This is a genomic window from uncultured Arcobacter sp. (assembly GCF_937982575.1).
GTDB lineage: Bacteria > Campylobacterota > Campylobacteria > Campylobacterales > Arcobacteraceae > Arcobacter.
In genome coordinates, this window is the sequence record NZ_CALJLR010000007.1 from 98,128 (window position 1) to 112,896 (window position 14,769).

Below are 14,769 nucleotides of genomic sequence, written 5' to 3' on the forward strand. Positions count from 1 at the left end.
AATGAGTAAAACATGTGAATCTTGTACACATTCTAAACATGTATGTAACATGGATAATGAATATAACTATTGTAAAATAATGCAAATAAAGATTTCAAACGTTAAATGTGCAGAAGAATGCTCATATTTTTCAGATGATGTAGAGTATGAATATAGATTTGACCATCCTGCGTATAAAGATTTCAGAAAAATATTTACAAAATGGTTGCATAACACATCATCTTGTTTTGAACGTGATATCCTTAGAAACCAACAAGAAAATCTTTGGAATGAGTATAAGAAACAATTAAAACTATAAGAGGTATAATTATGATATGGAATAAAAAGACCAAAAATGGTAAGTCATCCGATTCAATTGTTAAAAATGGTAAAATTATTATGCAAAAAACTTTATCAGAATGTTATGATAGAATAAATGCTATGTCCACTGTTAAAATTAATATTGTTGCTGTTGGAAATGATGGTTTTGGAAGTCATATGCAAATATGGTGTCGTAACTTTAAACATCCTGAAGAGATTTCCAGTTGGGCTGAAAAAGCTGTTACAAAACTTAAAACATTAAGCACGGTTAATATAGATGTGAGTGGTGATGATTTGGATGGAGATTATGTATCACACACTTTTAAATTTGACAAAGATATTGGTAAGATTTTTCTTGATTATGCAATACCAGAAGCAATTGATTCAAGTTCAGATTTTTATAACAGTATGAATGGGATTCTAATGATTGAGAGTAAATGATGAATGCATGCAAACAGTATAAAGATTGGATAAAAAAGATGCGTAAATTGTATGGTAAAAAGAATAGAAAAGGTACTATCCCATCATGGGCATTAGATGATTATCTCATGGATATACGAGATGATAGAAGTAAGAAAAATTATAAAAGAAGAAAATATAAAAAAGAGGTGTATGATGAAAAAAGTAATAATGATAATTTTAATAGCAATAACAATAATTAGTTGTGATTATGGTTTAGATGCTCAAACAACTGTCAGTAAAATTAAACAGTGTACTCAAAATGGTATGGGTGTTGATGTATATCGTTGCAAAAGCGGTGAATCAAATTTTTATATAGTTGACATTGTTTGTTCAAATGAAAAGGGGTTTATGATAATAGATTATCCATGTATCACACCTTTTAATCAAATTCTGGAAGGTCAAAAAGAGGCTCAAAAATGAAAGTAGAAGATATTCTGAAAGTTGTTGAAAAGTTGAATTCATTTTTTGAACATGTTGATTATAGTGATGAAGATTTATCAGCAATCAATTTCAATTATAGATATTGGGATTGGACATTCACAATCAATTTCAATGATATAATTCTGTATGATGATTCATACAACACATGTGAAGATAGAGAAACAATTGAAGGGCTGTATAATTATTGTTTTTCAGAGTTTAAAAGATTCGTGCAGATTCAAAATGATATAGTAAGGATACTAGATGAAAAGGGTTAAAGATGGATTTGTAAACTTTTTTGAAATATTTTTGAATTTGTTATTGACATGTTTGAAATCTTCTGGTAATATTATTTATCAAAACAAAGAGAGGTTATAACATGGCTAAATCATTTACAAAGAAAATCATGAAAGAACTTGAAGAAAAGTTTGGTTTTATCAGAAAAAAGTCTGCAAAAACTATTGAAGTGTTTATCCCTTCAGAAGATGATGAAAGGGTTGCTGACTATGAAGAAACAGAAGTAATGTCCAATGATGTTTGTGCGTTTCTACTGGAAAACAAATATTTTGAAAGCGTTATAGCATACAAAACTGGTTATAACTCATGGATAATTGATATTGAATCTTACAGTCCATCTGAGTTATACTATATGGAACTTTGTAAAAACAATATAGATTAAGAGAGGTTATATTATGACTAAAGTTGAAAATCTTAAAGAACAATGGAAAACATGTAACGATGATGAAAGGGTTGCAATTGTTAGACAGATTTTAGAAATTGAGAACCCACTTCATAATAAGACAATTGTCTGCAATCATGATAAATATGGTATTAATAAATCTATCATCGAAGCTCCATATGATTATGAATTATATGAGAGTGGTAAATGGTCTGGAAGAATTATTGGAAAATACTCTGATAAAAATGATAATGAGGCACTGAAAGACATGTTTAAAAATGGGTTTGCTATAGTTTATAAAGATTATATTGAAAGTGAGGAAATATAAATGGTAATGAAATATCAAGGGAAATCAGTCCAAACAGAAACAATAAACGTTGAAATCGACAAAGATATCATTCAACAGATATATGAATATTTTGAATGGCAATCATGGACTAAATGTCTTATAATAGATGTGATTGATTTTAAAATTATCGATACTGAAACTGTTATTGTAATATATAATTACGAATAAAACTGTTGACAAGTGTAAATCAGTGTGATATAAATAAACATAAACTAAACAAAGAGGTAATATTATGAAAAAAGTAATTGGATATGTAATTATCAAAAAAGACGGTTCAGAGGTTCTTAAAACAAACGGTAACAGAGGTCGTAAAGAACAAAAAATCTATGAAAAGGAAGCAACCGCTAAAGGTATCATCACAACACTCAAACTTGATAAAGAGGTCTGGATTATTAAACCTGTTGAAGTTGATGTGATGTGTGATGATGAAATTGAATTTGATGCTGTTCTGGAAGTGTCTAAATCATTCGAAAGGAATCTTGCAACAGGTTATCCAGCATTCGGTAAAATTTACAATGATAAAAAGGGTAGATTTACTGATGGGACTGAAGTCAGAACTTCCCCTGTAACAAACTATACAGACAGTAGACTCTATACAAAGAGTGGTACAGTATACAAACTTAAATGGGTTTAATATTATGAAATATGCTAAATTAGACTGTTACTCAGTATGCACGGATTCTGAACGTTCTTCTGAAAGATTTGGAAGCTGGTCAGAAAGCCACAGCTTGATATTTAACAGCCACACATTTAAAGTTGTTGGAAAAGATGTATATGGTACAATTCCTTTCAACTTTGATACCGATGAACAAGATGTATATTTTCTTCTTTATGTAAGTTATGAAACTGGTGACAGTTTCGGTAAAAGTTCAGGTAATACAGAATTTATAGGACTCTATAATGACCCAAAAATAGCTAAAGAAAATCAGCAAACCATCGAAGATTATGTAGAACACAGAAAGAATGATAATTGGTCTGTTGAACTTTGGAACAGTGATGGAAGTGAAAAATACAGTTATTCTACCTCCGCATTCACAGGCTATTTTGAATATGTTGAAAATATAGATGTTATACCACTTATGATAAAGAGAGGTTAATATGGGAATTCAAGATTTTGATACTGATATTAGATTTGTTGAGAAAAACTGGTCAAATATTGATAGTGCAATTAAGTTTGTTGAACTACTCATTGAAGAACACCCAATAATGTTCAGAGATTATATATCATATGAAGATTTCATTGATGATGATTTTGTATACATTGTTGATTGTATTAAACAAGATACACAATTTAATAAAAACTCTGAATATGAAGTATCTGTTGTATATCTTGGTACAACTATTGTTTCATTTGAACTATGTGGTAAGTATTGTGATTCATTCAGAAATTTTAAAATATTAAATAAACCTACATTTGAATGTGTAATGATGGATATGTACCGTAAACAGCTTAAAAGATTCGCAATAGATTATTAAAGGACTTGACAAATGAAGAAAGGTAATGTATTTGAATGTGTAGTGGAAGTTAGATATAATTTCTCAAAGGTTAAACGTGTTTATGTAGATGTTGTTGCTGATAGCTTCGAAGATGCTATTTCAAAAGCTGAAAGACATTGTGACAAAGAACACGGGGGTAAAATTGCAACCCTAAAAACAATTAATATTAAAAGTGAGGTTATATACTGATGAAACCGATTTACAGTGAAGGAAAGGTTAGAAAAGTTTATATTGATTATAGTGAAAACATTGGGTTTGTAGAAATCCCAATAGAAGCTGATATAATAGATTTAATATTTAGTGATGCTTATAGATATATTGTCTATGTAGAACATCCTAATCCATCTACAAAGGGATATAGAAAAGTTTTGATACATTCTATTGCTGAAGGTCAAAACGTTCCTTACAACTCAAAATATATGGTCTCACGGGTAAATGGATTTAATAACTCTATAACAAGTTACTTCATTGAAGAAACAGACGTATATATTAAAATAAATTAAGAGAGGTATAATATGTATTTTGAAATTAGTGCAAGACAATCAGGAAAAACAGAACGACTGATAAGAATGGTTAACAAATTTGTACATAAACATGATTTTAGAACAGGTTGTATTAATATTATAATTGTTAGCTGTAATCGTTATAATGCTAAAGATATTATGGATGAAATATATAAAATTGGTGTTCCAAGAAGGGATACTATTGGTATGGTTTGCTATAGTTATTCCATGTTTTTTGAAGATGTTGAACGCATTATTAATAATTCAATACCAAATACAATTTTTGTTTTTGATGAATTTGGATTTACTCGAAATCTGAATGAAAATAATCAACTCAAATTTCAACACATTAGAAATATTGATGAGAAATTTGAATTGATTGCTTCAACTACTGCTAATAAACAGTATACACTTGAAGAACTGTTTACATCAAATGAGCTATTTCCATATCTTCTTAGATATAATCAAGGGAAGTTTGAAAGTTTTGAAACACGTTTAGTCAGAGAAGATAAAACTATGTGTGAAGAACAATATGAGACACAAATTAAAAATAATTTTGTAAAGGTAAAGTAGGAGGTATAATTATGAATGTTTCAATGGATAAAAAGTATAGAACAAGGGCTGGTGATGAAGTAAAACTTCTTTGTAATAATGGTACTAAAACATACCCATTTATAGGAATCATTAAAAGAAAGGGCGAAGAGTTCTTTGAGGAAGAACCGTTTGCTTGGGGTAATGATGGTTCATGCCTGAATGATTGCTCACACCCAGAATTTGATAAAACACTGGTAGAAGTTTCACCATATGAAGATTGGAAAATTGATGATAAAATTGAAGTCAGTGATGATGGTATAAAATGGAGAAAAAGACATTTTGCTGGGATTAATGGAAATGGAAATCCCATTGCATGGGCGGATGGGACAACATCATGGAGTGCGAGTGATAGCTATAGTTGGAAATATGCACGTAAAGGTTAAACAATCATGAAAACATATAAAAATCTTCAAAACTGTAAAAATGTGTATATGGGTATTGATAATAATTTTAATATCCTTGAAGAAATATACCGAGAAATTATAAGAGTAGAAAATATTGATTATAAAGATGTTGAAGAAGACATTCAAGATATCAACATTGTGGAAATATTTTATATCAATGAGACGCATATTCAAGTGATATACACTGTTTCAAGGGGTTCTAAATATTTTAAATCATTAAAAAGAAAAAGCCATCAATATGCTGTTGACAAAACTCCTGATATGCTGTAAAGTATATAAATAATAAGCGGGTATGGTGGAACTGGTATTCATGAAGAACTTAAAATTCTTTGGTGGAAACACCGTGTGGGTTCGAATCCCACTACCCGCATTTAAGGAGTGTTTATGTTAGAAAAAATAGTTAAAGAAAAGATATTATTACTTTATCCTGAATATGATAAAGTATATGGTGTTCACACAAGAAAAGATGGAAGACAAACAATTTTACTAAACAAAAGTTATATGTCTAAACATGATAAAGGAAGAAATAAAACTATATCTTACCCAAAAGCAATTATGGAAGTTCATTTAAATAAAAAATTGGATAAAAATGAAACAGTAGACCATATTGATAAAAATCCATTAAATAATGATATATCAAATTTACAAGTATTAACATTGTCTGAACATGGTAAATTAGATTGTAAAAGACGTAAACCTATATTTTTATTATGTGACTATTGTGGAAAAGAATTTCAAGCAACTGTAAACCAAATAATAAATAGGAATACTGGTAGAAAACTTGCTTCTTGTTGTAGTCGTTCCTGTTCAGGTAAATATGGCAAAGAAATACAAATGGGTGTAAGACAGCCTATTAAAAGAGTTAAAGGTTTGGAAAAAGAATATTATTGTAATAAAGAATTAAATGAGGGTAAAATATGACAGAGTTTATTTCAATCATGATTATTGCGGTGTTGTTAGTTATATTAATTATAAAAAACACTAAAAATATAGAACCTGAAGAAGAGATTGAAAAGTCTAAGGAAATTGAAGACAACATCACTGATAATCCACGTAGAAAAAACAAAGATTGGGAACGTAGGAATGATAAAACTTGTTACTCTTGTCATTATTGGTTTGAAAATGCTGGACATGATTGTGCAAAAGAACTTAATCATTGGATGGCTAAAGAACGGATTCGTAACAATTGTATAGGATTGTATTGTGAAGATTATGAATTTGTACCCTATGAAGAAAGGTCTATTGTGGCTAAAAGAGTTTATCAGGAATATGAATAAAATTATATAAGAGGTTATATTAAAATGATATTACAGCCAAAACCAAATAGTATGAATGAACACATTGGAAGAATTTTTGTAACAGATAGATATTCTGTTGAATTGTGTAGAAATCATCCCGATAAAATATTTGTATTCGGTGATAATCTTCAAAAAACTGGTAGAGGTGGTCAAGCTATTATCAGGGATTGTAAAAACACCTTTGGAATTCCTACAAAAGTTAAACCAGCAATGACTGAAAGTTCATTCTTTTCAGATAAACCATATGAGTGTATTGCAGTTGAGGAAGAGCTTGTAAAATTAAATAAACTATATAATATGGGTAGAAATCTTGTATTCCCTATTGATGGAATTGGAACAGGTTTAGCAAAGTTGAAAGAGAAATCACCCATGATATACAATTTAATAAAAGAATATTTTGAAGAAAAATTCAATTTAAATATAATGTAAAGGAGAGTTAAAAATGCATGTAAAAGAATATATCTATAGAAACGTTATAAGGTGTAAAAAATGTGGTGATATTATTGAATCATTTCATCAACATGATTTCAAATTTTGTCACTGTGGTGAAGTAGCAGTGGATGGTGGAAAATCTTATATTAGGAGACAAGGAACACCAGACGCATTTGAAGAACTATCCGTGTATGTAAACAAACCATCATGGACATCAATTGATAAAGATGGAAAATACTATACACAGTTTATATTTGAATTAAGCGGTGAACATATTGAAAATATTATTAAAGATGGGTATAACAATATTCATATATATGCAGAAGCCTATAAAAGAGGTATTATTGACATTAACAAATATATGACAGAAATATTTGATGGTGATTTAACATATATGCTGTCTCTAATTGGGTTCTCAGAAATGGCAGGTATGAAATTCATATACAAAGAGAATGCAAATATTTATAATGTCACAGGCGTTTCAAATGGGTTCAAAACAGCCATAGCAAGATTTGAGGATGGTTATAAAGTTGTAAACTGTGATAGTAAAGATGAACAAGCTGAAGGTGTTATATATATTCCATTTGAGGGTGATGAATAATGAAACAATTTCTAAAAGAATTATTCTGTAGACACATTTATAAAACTGTCAAACGTGAATATCTATATACGAATGATGATACGCAAGCACTTTGTTATTATAATACTTCAGGTGATTATAAATTATATAGTTACATGGAGACTGAGCAATGTCAAAAGTGTGGAAAGGTTAAATACGTTAGACATGCTTATATAAATAAAGTGAATGAATTTTAAAATTTGTTGTTGACATATAATTCAGGTGGTGATATATTCATTATGTAAGGTTAATTAAACATAAGAGGTAATATTATGAATTCAATAATCTGTAAAATTTTTTGTTACGATGATAAAGGGAATGAAATCTTTGCTCAATATGCAGTTGACGAATGTAAAGCTATACAAATAGTAGAATCGAATTTTAAAGAAGATGAAAGAGAAATTATCGAATTCAACGGTAGTGACGATATATCTTTCTGGAAAATGAAATATGAAGTAAAAGATAATGATAGTGTTTATTATATCATTATAAGCAAAGTCGTGTTATTTGGATAAAGAAAAATCAAAGAGGTAATATTATGATAAAAGTTAGAACATTTAAAGATTTGGTATTCAAAGAACATAGACTCAAACAAGCATTCCCAGAATGTTTTGATGTGCAAGCTAGTATGGTCTTTGATAATGGGTTTGATATCAGTGTTATCAACAGTAACGGTTCAAGAGTATTTAACAACATTTTTCAAGTTGCTATATCTGATGAATCAGGTATTCATAAAGTTCTTGATAACATGACAAAGAAAAAGATTTCAAATCTGATAAAACATATGGAATGCCTTACTCCTGATGGGGTAAGAATAATGATTCTTAAATGGTAAAAGAGGTAAAATAATGATATACTACAAAGTCGTGATAACAGATGCAAACAATCATATTTGTTGCAATGGTAAATTTGAAAAGCATTTTAAAAATATTGCTGGTGCTATAACATTTATTAAAATGTGTAACTATGATAATACAGCAGACTTAATTCAAATGTCTGATACAAATATTGATGGAACGTTTATTACATTTTTCAAAAATGGTATAGAAGTAACAGATATAAAATAGATATATTCTTAAGAGGTAAAATTATGAAACTTCGTGATAAGGTCAAACTTATTCCAAAAACACAACAAGCTAAACAACGTATAAAAACATATGGAAATGAATATATAATCAAAGAGTTTTCAACGGATTCTGATATTATGTTCAATTCTACTGGACATGGTAGATTCTTCTATGTACAATCAATCAATGCAAACCCTCAAAACGGTCTTCTTGATGGTAGATGGATTGCAGAATATGATGATGAAAAATTTGATATAGAGGTTATAAATGAGGATTAATGTTATACCAGTTGATTATCTGGCTAATCAACACCTTATTGCTGAAGCAAGGGAAATAAAAATGCTACCTAAAGCCCTTAAACGTACCTTAAACAGCAAGAACGGGCTTAACTGGTCTAAGATACCTAAAAAGTATACGCTTAATACAGGACATGGATATTTCTTCTATGATAAACTTGATTTTATCATTACTAGATTTGACCAACTTCTTTATGAGTGTGCAAGAAGAGGATTCGATTTTAAATCTGATGAAATTGAGATTGACGGATTTGAACAGTCGCACTATAATAGCTATGAACCAACAATTACTGATATGGAAGTAAACGTTGAAAGGATTCTGGAACGTATCAAAGCTAAACCAGATTGGTACAGATATGGTTCTGTTAAAATGTGTTATGAAGATTGGGAACTTTTTTATAACGGCATGATTGAAAAAATGAGGATGGGGTGTATATAATTATGTTCTATGAAAATGATTATGTAAAAGATGTAAACAAAAATACATGTGTGACATGCCTACACCATAGACCATTTCAAAAGTATAATGGTTGTATAGTGAGAGGTGAATTGATTATACGGTATAGCAAAGCAAAACCTGAAGGAATATGTCCTATCAATCAATATAAACAAAAAATGATTATTGGGGGTGTTTGGAAATGAAAGAGATGTTTATTACTGAAGGAAAATGGTTTAAGGTTTCGGATAAATGCGGTCATTATGTTGTAACAAATAATATAGATATTGCAAATGTTAAGAGTGATAACATTTATGATGCAATTGCTATTTCATTTGTACCTGAAATGATTGAAGAACTAAAAGAATTGTGTTTTTCTTGTTGGAAACATTTTAAAAATGATAAACAATGTGAATCATGTAAAACACATACAATACTTAAAAAGGTTAGTTGTGATGGAAATGATGAAAACAATATTTGAAATAATTGAAGAACAGTTAGACATTACCCAAAATGATATAATCGGTTATGGTATTTATGGTTCATGGTCATATGATATGGAATTACCACAATCTGATGTTGATATGTTCATTATAGTATCAGATGAATTTGAATTCACATTTCTACACTGTCTGGATTATGATATTAAAATTATGCCTAAACAAATGTTTCAGGAAAAGATTAATAACCATGAGGTAGAAGCCCTAGAAATACTGTTTGACGAACGAAACACATTTAAAGAGGCATTCCCCTTTGAACTAGATAAAAGTAAGCTTAGACAGTCTTTTATGGCTGAAATATCTAATTCATGGGTTAAGGCTAAAAAGAAAATGACTATTCCATATGAAGACACTTATATTGGATTCAAATCAATTTGGCATGTGTTCAGAATGATTGACTTCGGTATACAAATTGCAACACAAGGAAAAATTATTAATTATAGATTTAGAACAGATTTATTTGATTATAGAGTTGATGATATGGATTTAGGTTGGGAGTATTGGGAACGAGAACTAAAAAGTGAGGTAAATAAAAGAATGAGCAAGTTTAGAAAAGTAGCTCCAAAGGCTGTGAAATCATGAGTATGATATTAAAAACAATTTTAAAAATAATCAAAATGATTATCATGGTTATAGTATTCTTTACATACCCATTTGCATTGTTTGTTGAATATTTGGATGAATTGATAAGTAGAATCAAATATGGTAAGTTTAAATATGTTTATGAGAGTTACAACTTTCCACAATATTTTGATAATGACTATAGTAGTGATAAAGTTGTTGTATTGAGACAAATTAATCATGGTGTAATATATTCATTATACCACTTTGGAAAGGTTAAATCATACCATCTGGTCAGAGAATGTGGAAGATATTATTTTAGTAAGGGTTGGATGATTAAAAACCATGAAACAATAGATTTAGATGAATGTTATAAGGAGTATGTAAACAATGAATATGAGTAATGCTATTAGAAAAAGATTTGTAAAAGATTATAATTTGCCTATACAGGTTTTAAAAGAAGAATACTTTGAATACTATATCAGTATGCTCGATTCTTTATATGGTACAAATAAATCATATTTGCTATTACAACAAGTTTTAAATAAGTTAGGTTCTGAAGATGCATTTTTCAAAGAATATAATCGTGTGAAAGATGTTATCATCAATACTATATCTGAATCAGATGCATATAAACAGCTTGGTTCTGATTCACTTGGTGAATATATTACAAAACGTTTATATCCTAATACTGATGTTTATAACATGAATAACATAGAAAACATTTGTTTCAGTTGACCTGAAAAAAGCAAATTTTAATGTGATGAAAGGTTATCATCCTGAACTTGTTATGAATGCTGATACATATGAAGATATGATTGGTCAAGTCACGGATTATGACTATTTCAAAAAGTCAAAATATCTTAGACAGGTTATCTTTGGAAACCTCATGCCAAAAAGACAACAGAAGATTCAGAAGTATGTTATATCTGAATATATAGAATTGTTCAATGAAAAATTTGATATAACAGATATAAAAGCATCACCACCAGATGAATTTGTTTTTGAATATGTTGATGGTATGAATTTTGATGATATAGAAATAGATAAATTTTGTAAATATCCATTTACAATTGAAAAATTTACGCTACAATGTGTAGAAAATAGACCATTCTTTGTAAAAGAATATGATAATGGTAAAATTGAGTTTAAGGGCGTTCCATCATATCTGTTTATGCAAGTGTATAAAAAGTATTTGGATGAACCAATAAACTACTATGACAGATTATTCTATTATGAAGGATATATGGCTACATTTAATGAAGATATATTTCAGGGGGATTGATTATGAAAACAAATTATCAAAGAGGATTTAAAGAAAAATACAGTAAAAGACATAAAGCATTTTTTGGAAATAAAGCTATTGAGTATGATATGGACAAAACATTTTCATCCGATGCTAATCGCCATTCACTTGGAACGCATATAGATGTTGCTTGGAAAAGAGGAGCGAAGAAAAATATTCGCCAAAGAAGACGATATTATGAACATAATTTTTGTAGAAAACAAATGAGGTCAAATTATGAAATATAGTATAACAAAGCTTGAAAAATTTATACTTCGTAAAATATTTAGAGGTGAAGAGAGATGAAACCTATGATATTTGTGATATTAATTTTAATATCAGTAAATGTATTTGCAAATTCATCAGCATTCAGTGGTATGATGCTTTTCAACAGTATAAACAATTCCTCTGATTCTGGTGGGAGTGGTTCACCCCGAAAACTCACAAGAGATGACAAGATATATTATGCATTCAGAGGTGAATGTGATTTTAGAGCAAGTAAAAAAGAATGTGTTCAGTATATAAAACAAAAATATCCAAATCATAAAATCAGTAAAAGGTTGGTGGATGATGCGTTTGGGGTTGGTACTCTTATCGGAGCATTTATCATTTTGTTTTTTACGTTTGGTGTAATTGGATATGTAATAATTAATACAAAGGGGGAATAATGAAACCAAATGCTGATGATTTCTTTATAAGGAGTACAAAACTTCAAGATGATTGGGGTGGTGGATGGGAAGCATATGTCACAGAACTTGGAAAATGTTTCTGTGTTGGTTCAGGCGATTCACAAGAAGAAGCTGTTGAATCATGTCGCACGTTTTTAAAAGATTATATACTTGATGAAGCTTATGACAAATATAAAGACCATATCCAAGAACCAAAACCATTCAATATTATATTTCTGGATTTTGATGGTGTTATCACATTTACTGATATAGAAATAACAGATATTGATATTAATGATAAGTATGATTATTTCAATACTATAGATGATGCAAAAATGCTAAGACTACAACTGGTCAATCATGAGTGTGAAAATGTAAAAATTGTTATAGTTTCAAATTGGAGACATCAATTCAACTTGAATACATTTACAGACTTTTTTGACCAATATGATATAGAAGTAATTGACAAAACAGGTCGTAAGATTTCAGGAGAACCAAGAGGACATCTTATATCAGTTTGGTTAGCTGAAAACCAGAAATATGTTAATAAATTTGTTATATTGGATGATAAAAATTATTATAGAGATTTCGAAGGTCTTAATAAACATTGGTATGATTGTTCAGGTGAAGAAATGTTTTCATCTGAAATTATGTATGATGTAATAAAATATTTTAATGATAGGGGGATTGATGAAAAAGATTGAATGTAATAAATGTAATGGTAGGGGATATACACACATTCCAGAAATAAATGGATATACCGATTGTCCTGTTTGTAACGGTATGGGTTACATAAATGTTCCAGAGACACCAACACATAAATGTACATGCTGGATATGTGAACGGTCGAGAGAGTTTGAAAAACATCTCAAAAATGTTACAGACCAAACATCAGTTGAATTTTTTGAAAAGATATTTAATCATTTATATGATGTTGAAGAAGAACTGGAATGGTATAGAAAAATAAGTAAAGAGGTGAAATAATGTTTGTACAGGTATCATATTATAAAAGAAAGGATTATCCAAATTTTAAAGATTATCAAAAAGTTGATTATGTTGAACTTGAACCAGAAAGAGGCATGTCAGGTAGTATGACAGTACATTCAAATATAGATGGTAAACATGTTATAGATGATATCAACTTTGATGAGAGTGACGTTGAATCCGTTCTAATTGATTGTCCTGTTGAGGTAGAGCTTAGAAATCTTCTATACAGATATAGAGAAGAAGGTGATAAAGACTGTTTAACATATGAAAACCTTGTAGAAATTCTTAATAAGGAAGGTTGATATGCCATATATAAATCAAGATGATAGAGAACGAGCTAAAACTAAACCTGTTACAGCTGGTGAGCTGAACTATGCTATTACCATGATGATTCAGGATTACATCAAACAATCAGGTGGGGTTAGTTATAGAATTATGAATGAAGTTACAGGTGTGTTAGAATGTTGTAAACTTGAACTATATAGAAAGATTACATCAAAATATGAAGATATTAAAATTTATGAAAATGGTGATGTTTTTACTCTTGACATAACCAATTAAATGATATATTATTACCATATACTAACAAAAAGAGGTATTTATATGAGTAGTAGTTCCATGAAAATGGATAATTTCAAAAAGGAATTAAAAATGTTGTTGGATAGATATAATGCGTGTATAGATTTTGGTATGGATAGTTGTTCTGATACACATGGTATATCAGGGGAACATATGTCTATAAGTATCAAGTCCAATAAAGGTTATGAAGAGTGTGTGATATGTCATGGATATCGTATAGAATCCAATGATATTAATTAATAAAAGAGGTATTTATATGAAAGATGATAGACTGTTTAGAATTGTTATGATGTTTTCAGGGATGATTATTTATGGTTATATAGCTTTTTATATAGGATACAAATTAAACTAAGGAGGTGTTTGTCTAATATGTGCAATTGTTCAAAGAAATTAGAATTTAGGTTCAGCAGAATTAAAGATGTTGAACCACCATTTAAAAAACATAAAGAGGATGCGGGGATTGATTTCTATGTTCCAAATGATTTCAAAGATATAGTAGTTAACCCTAATGAGACTGTTGTAATTCCTCTAGGAATCAAAGTACAAGTTCCCAAAGGTTATGCCCTTGTTTTCTTTAATCGTGGTAGTGTAGCCGTTAAAAAGGGTCTTACAGTGGGTGCTTGTGTAATTGATGAACCATTTCAAGGTGAAGTAATTCTTAACCTTATTAATGAAACCACATACCCAACCGAAATTAAAGCTGGTGAAAAGATTATTCAAGGTTTGCTTATTGAAGTGCCTGAAGTCGAATTTAATGAAGTTCCAATTGAAGAACTTTATAGTGAAAAAACAGCAAGAGGTGAAGGGATGCTTGGTTCTACAAATGAGTAGAA

39 protein-coding genes and 1 tRNA gene are annotated in these 14,769 nt (G+C 29.4%); all 40 read left to right on the forward strand.

Annotated features, from left to right (window positions below):
- Nucleotide 1: 1 nt before the first annotated feature.
- The 40 genes from Q0617_RS07590 to Q0617_RS07785 all read left to right on the forward strand — a co-directional run bounded on the left by Q0617_RS07590 (nucleotide 2) and on the right by Q0617_RS07785 (nucleotide 14,767).
- Nucleotides 2–298 carry a hypothetical protein gene (locus Q0617_RS07590; RefSeq protein ID WP_298752091.1) on the forward strand — a complete coding sequence of 99 codons (297 nt, stop codon included), beginning with the start codon at nucleotides 2–4 and terminating at the stop codon, nucleotides 296–298.
- Nucleotides 299–309: 11 nt separating this feature from the next.
- The gene (locus Q0617_RS07595; RefSeq protein ID WP_298752093.1) at nucleotides 310–741 is read left to right on the forward strand and encodes a hypothetical protein; all 432 of its coding nucleotides are present in this window, start codon (nucleotides 310–312) and stop codon (nucleotides 739–741) included.
- Nucleotides 738–962, forward strand: coding sequence for a hypothetical protein (locus Q0617_RS07600; RefSeq protein ID WP_298752095.1), 225 nt, complete (start codon nucleotides 738–740; stop codon nucleotides 960–962). Before Q0617_RS07595 ends, Q0617_RS07600 begins: the two co-directional genes overlap by 4 nt.
- Nucleotides 916–1,182, forward strand: coding sequence for a hypothetical protein (locus tag Q0617_RS07605; protein ID WP_298752097.1), 267 nt, complete (start codon nucleotides 916–918; stop codon nucleotides 1,180–1,182). The genes Q0617_RS07600 and Q0617_RS07605 overlap by 47 nt, the downstream gene beginning before the upstream one ends.
- On the forward strand, nucleotides 1,179–1,460 hold the full coding sequence (locus Q0617_RS07610; protein WP_298752099.1) for a hypothetical protein: 282 nt from the start codon (nucleotides 1,179–1,181) through the stop codon (nucleotides 1,458–1,460). Before Q0617_RS07605 ends, Q0617_RS07610 begins: the two co-directional genes overlap by 4 nt.
- Nucleotides 1,461–1,561: 101 nt before the next feature.
- The gene (locus Q0617_RS07615; protein ID WP_298752102.1) at nucleotides 1,562–1,861 is read left to right on the forward strand and encodes a hypothetical protein; all 300 of its coding nucleotides are present in this window, start codon (nucleotides 1,562–1,564) and stop codon (nucleotides 1,859–1,861) included.
- 13 nt (nucleotides 1,862–1,874) lie between these two features.
- A complete protein-coding gene (locus Q0617_RS07620) occupies nucleotides 1,875–2,189 on the forward strand; it encodes a hypothetical protein (RefSeq protein ID WP_298752103.1) in 315 nt (104 codons plus the stop codon).
- Entirely contained in the window at nucleotides 2,190–2,378 is a 189-nt protein-coding gene (locus tag Q0617_RS07625) for a hypothetical protein (protein WP_298752105.1), read from the forward strand. It abuts the gene before it with no gap.
- A 64-nt stretch (nucleotides 2,379–2,442) separates the two neighbouring features.
- On the forward strand, nucleotides 2,443–2,844 hold the full coding sequence (locus tag Q0617_RS07630; RefSeq protein ID WP_298752107.1) for a hypothetical protein: 402 nt from the start codon (nucleotides 2,443–2,445) through the stop codon (nucleotides 2,842–2,844).
- Nucleotides 2,845–2,938: 94 nt separating this feature from the next.
- Nucleotides 2,939–3,307, forward strand: a complete 369-nt coding sequence (locus Q0617_RS07635; RefSeq protein ID WP_298752109.1) for a hypothetical protein — start codon at nucleotides 2,939–2,941, stop codon at nucleotides 3,305–3,307.
- 1 nt (nucleotide 3,308) lies between these two features.
- The gene (locus tag Q0617_RS07640) at nucleotides 3,309–3,686 is read left to right on the forward strand and encodes a hypothetical protein (RefSeq protein ID WP_298752111.1); all 378 of its coding nucleotides are present in this window, start codon (nucleotides 3,309–3,311) and stop codon (nucleotides 3,684–3,686) included.
- Nucleotides 3,687–3,698: 12 nt separating this feature from the next.
- Nucleotides 3,699–3,896: a hypothetical protein gene (locus Q0617_RS07645; RefSeq protein ID WP_298752113.1), complete on the forward strand. Its 198-nt coding sequence runs from the start codon at nucleotides 3,699–3,701 to the stop codon at nucleotides 3,894–3,896.
- A complete protein-coding gene (locus Q0617_RS07650) occupies nucleotides 3,896–4,210 on the forward strand; it encodes a hypothetical protein (RefSeq protein ID WP_298752114.1) in 315 nt (104 codons plus the stop codon). Before Q0617_RS07645 ends, Q0617_RS07650 begins: the two co-directional genes overlap by 1 nt.
- A 66-nt stretch (nucleotides 4,211–4,276) precedes the next feature.
- Nucleotides 4,277–4,783 (forward strand): hypothetical protein, encoded by a 507-nt coding sequence (locus Q0617_RS07655; RefSeq protein WP_298752117.1) that lies wholly within the window; start codon nucleotides 4,277–4,279, stop codon nucleotides 4,781–4,783.
- 11 nt (nucleotides 4,784–4,794) lie between these two features.
- Complete coding sequence (locus Q0617_RS07660) at nucleotides 4,795–5,187, forward strand: hypothetical protein (RefSeq protein WP_298752119.1); 393 nt, start codon at nucleotides 4,795–4,797, stop codon at nucleotides 5,185–5,187.
- Between the two features lie 6 nt (nucleotides 5,188–5,193).
- Nucleotides 5,194–5,478, forward strand: coding sequence for a hypothetical protein (locus Q0617_RS07665; RefSeq protein ID WP_298752121.1), 285 nt, complete (start codon nucleotides 5,194–5,196; stop codon nucleotides 5,476–5,478).
- Nucleotides 5,479–5,494: 16 nt separating this feature from the next.
- A tRNA-Leu gene (locus Q0617_RS07670) sits at nucleotides 5,495–5,578 on the forward strand.
- 14 nt (nucleotides 5,579–5,592) lie between these two features.
- Nucleotides 5,593–6,129 (forward strand): HNH endonuclease, encoded by a 537-nt coding sequence (locus Q0617_RS07675; RefSeq protein WP_298752123.1) that lies wholly within the window; start codon nucleotides 5,593–5,595, stop codon nucleotides 6,127–6,129.
- Between the two features lie 17 nt (nucleotides 6,130–6,146).
- Nucleotides 6,147–6,485, forward strand: a complete 339-nt coding sequence (locus Q0617_RS07680) for a hypothetical protein (protein ID WP_298752125.1) — start codon at nucleotides 6,147–6,149, stop codon at nucleotides 6,483–6,485.
- Nucleotides 6,486–6,509: 24 nt separating this feature from the next.
- Complete coding sequence (locus tag Q0617_RS07685; RefSeq protein ID WP_298752127.1) at nucleotides 6,510–6,935, forward strand: hypothetical protein; 426 nt, start codon at nucleotides 6,510–6,512, stop codon at nucleotides 6,933–6,935.
- 13 nt (nucleotides 6,936–6,948) lie between these two features.
- The gene (locus Q0617_RS07690; protein WP_298752129.1) at nucleotides 6,949–7,539 is read left to right on the forward strand and encodes a hypothetical protein; all 591 of its coding nucleotides are present in this window, start codon (nucleotides 6,949–6,951) and stop codon (nucleotides 7,537–7,539) included.
- A gap of 290 nt (nucleotides 7,540–7,829) precedes the next feature.
- A complete protein-coding gene (locus Q0617_RS07695) occupies nucleotides 7,830–8,072 on the forward strand; it encodes a hypothetical protein (RefSeq protein ID WP_298752130.1) in 243 nt (80 codons plus the stop codon).
- A gap of 23 nt (nucleotides 8,073–8,095) precedes the next feature.
- Entirely contained in the window at nucleotides 8,096–8,392 is a 297-nt protein-coding gene (locus Q0617_RS07700; protein WP_298752133.1) for a hypothetical protein, read from the forward strand.
- Nucleotides 8,393–8,405: 13 nt separating this feature from the next.
- Nucleotides 8,406–8,624: a hypothetical protein gene (locus Q0617_RS07705; protein ID WP_298752135.1), complete on the forward strand. Its 219-nt coding sequence runs from the start codon at nucleotides 8,406–8,408 to the stop codon at nucleotides 8,622–8,624.
- 23 nt (nucleotides 8,625–8,647) lie between these two features.
- Complete coding sequence (locus tag Q0617_RS07710) at nucleotides 8,648–8,902, forward strand: hypothetical protein (RefSeq protein WP_298752136.1); 255 nt, start codon at nucleotides 8,648–8,650, stop codon at nucleotides 8,900–8,902.
- A complete protein-coding gene (locus Q0617_RS07715) occupies nucleotides 8,892–9,359 on the forward strand; it encodes a pyrimidine dimer DNA glycosylase/endonuclease V (protein ID WP_298752138.1) in 468 nt (155 codons plus the stop codon). The genes Q0617_RS07710 and Q0617_RS07715 overlap by 11 nt, the downstream gene beginning before the upstream one ends.
- 2 nt (nucleotides 9,360–9,361) lie before the next feature.
- Nucleotides 9,362–9,562, forward strand: a complete 201-nt coding sequence (locus tag Q0617_RS07720) for a hypothetical protein (RefSeq protein ID WP_298752140.1) — start codon at nucleotides 9,362–9,364, stop codon at nucleotides 9,560–9,562.
- The gene (locus Q0617_RS07725) at nucleotides 9,559–9,837 is read left to right on the forward strand and encodes a hypothetical protein (RefSeq protein ID WP_298752143.1); all 279 of its coding nucleotides are present in this window, start codon (nucleotides 9,559–9,561) and stop codon (nucleotides 9,835–9,837) included. Before Q0617_RS07720 ends, Q0617_RS07725 begins: the two co-directional genes overlap by 4 nt.
- On the forward strand, nucleotides 9,812–10,438 hold the full coding sequence (locus tag Q0617_RS07730; RefSeq protein ID WP_298752145.1) for a nucleotidyltransferase domain-containing protein: 627 nt from the start codon (nucleotides 9,812–9,814) through the stop codon (nucleotides 10,436–10,438). The genes Q0617_RS07725 and Q0617_RS07730 overlap by 26 nt, the downstream gene beginning before the upstream one ends.
- Nucleotides 10,435–10,821 (forward strand): hypothetical protein, encoded by a 387-nt coding sequence (locus Q0617_RS07735; RefSeq protein ID WP_298752147.1) that lies wholly within the window; start codon nucleotides 10,435–10,437, stop codon nucleotides 10,819–10,821. The genes Q0617_RS07730 and Q0617_RS07735 overlap by 4 nt, the downstream gene beginning before the upstream one ends.
- 82 nt (nucleotides 10,822–10,903) lie before the next feature.
- Nucleotides 10,904–11,155 (forward strand): hypothetical protein, encoded by a 252-nt coding sequence (locus tag Q0617_RS07740; RefSeq protein WP_298752150.1) that lies wholly within the window; start codon nucleotides 10,904–10,906, stop codon nucleotides 11,153–11,155.
- Nucleotides 11,156–11,177: 22 nt separating this feature from the next.
- A complete protein-coding gene (locus Q0617_RS07745) occupies nucleotides 11,178–11,702 on the forward strand; it encodes a hypothetical protein (protein ID WP_298752151.1) in 525 nt (174 codons plus the stop codon).
- A 2-nt stretch (nucleotides 11,703–11,704) separates the two neighbouring features.
- On the forward strand, nucleotides 11,705–11,950 hold the full coding sequence (locus tag Q0617_RS07750; protein ID WP_298752153.1) for a hypothetical protein: 246 nt from the start codon (nucleotides 11,705–11,707) through the stop codon (nucleotides 11,948–11,950).
- Between the two features lie 54 nt (nucleotides 11,951–12,004).
- Nucleotides 12,005–12,370: a hypothetical protein gene (locus Q0617_RS07755; protein WP_298752155.1), complete on the forward strand. Its 366-nt coding sequence runs from the start codon at nucleotides 12,005–12,007 to the stop codon at nucleotides 12,368–12,370.
- Entirely contained in the window at nucleotides 12,370–13,074 is a 705-nt protein-coding gene (locus Q0617_RS07760; protein ID WP_298752157.1) for an HAD domain-containing protein, read from the forward strand. The genes Q0617_RS07755 and Q0617_RS07760 overlap by 1 nt, the downstream gene beginning before the upstream one ends.
- Entirely contained in the window at nucleotides 13,061–13,354 is a 294-nt protein-coding gene (locus Q0617_RS07765; protein WP_298752159.1) for a hypothetical protein, read from the forward strand. The genes Q0617_RS07760 and Q0617_RS07765 overlap by 14 nt, the downstream gene beginning before the upstream one ends.
- Nucleotides 13,354–13,659, forward strand: a complete 306-nt coding sequence (locus tag Q0617_RS07770; protein WP_298752161.1) for a hypothetical protein — start codon at nucleotides 13,354–13,356, stop codon at nucleotides 13,657–13,659. Before Q0617_RS07765 ends, Q0617_RS07770 begins: the two co-directional genes overlap by 1 nt.
- 1 nt (nucleotide 13,660) lies before the next feature.
- Nucleotides 13,661–13,918, forward strand: a complete 258-nt coding sequence (locus tag Q0617_RS07775; protein ID WP_298752164.1) for a hypothetical protein — start codon at nucleotides 13,661–13,663, stop codon at nucleotides 13,916–13,918.
- A gap of 42 nt (nucleotides 13,919–13,960) precedes the next feature.
- Nucleotides 13,961–14,176 (forward strand): hypothetical protein, encoded by a 216-nt coding sequence (locus Q0617_RS07780; RefSeq protein ID WP_298752166.1) that lies wholly within the window; start codon nucleotides 13,961–13,963, stop codon nucleotides 14,174–14,176.
- 129 nt (nucleotides 14,177–14,305) lie between these two features.
- Complete coding sequence (locus tag Q0617_RS07785) at nucleotides 14,306–14,767, forward strand: hypothetical protein (RefSeq protein WP_298752202.1); 462 nt, start codon at nucleotides 14,306–14,308, stop codon at nucleotides 14,765–14,767.
- Nucleotides 14,768–14,769: the final 2 nt, after the last annotated feature.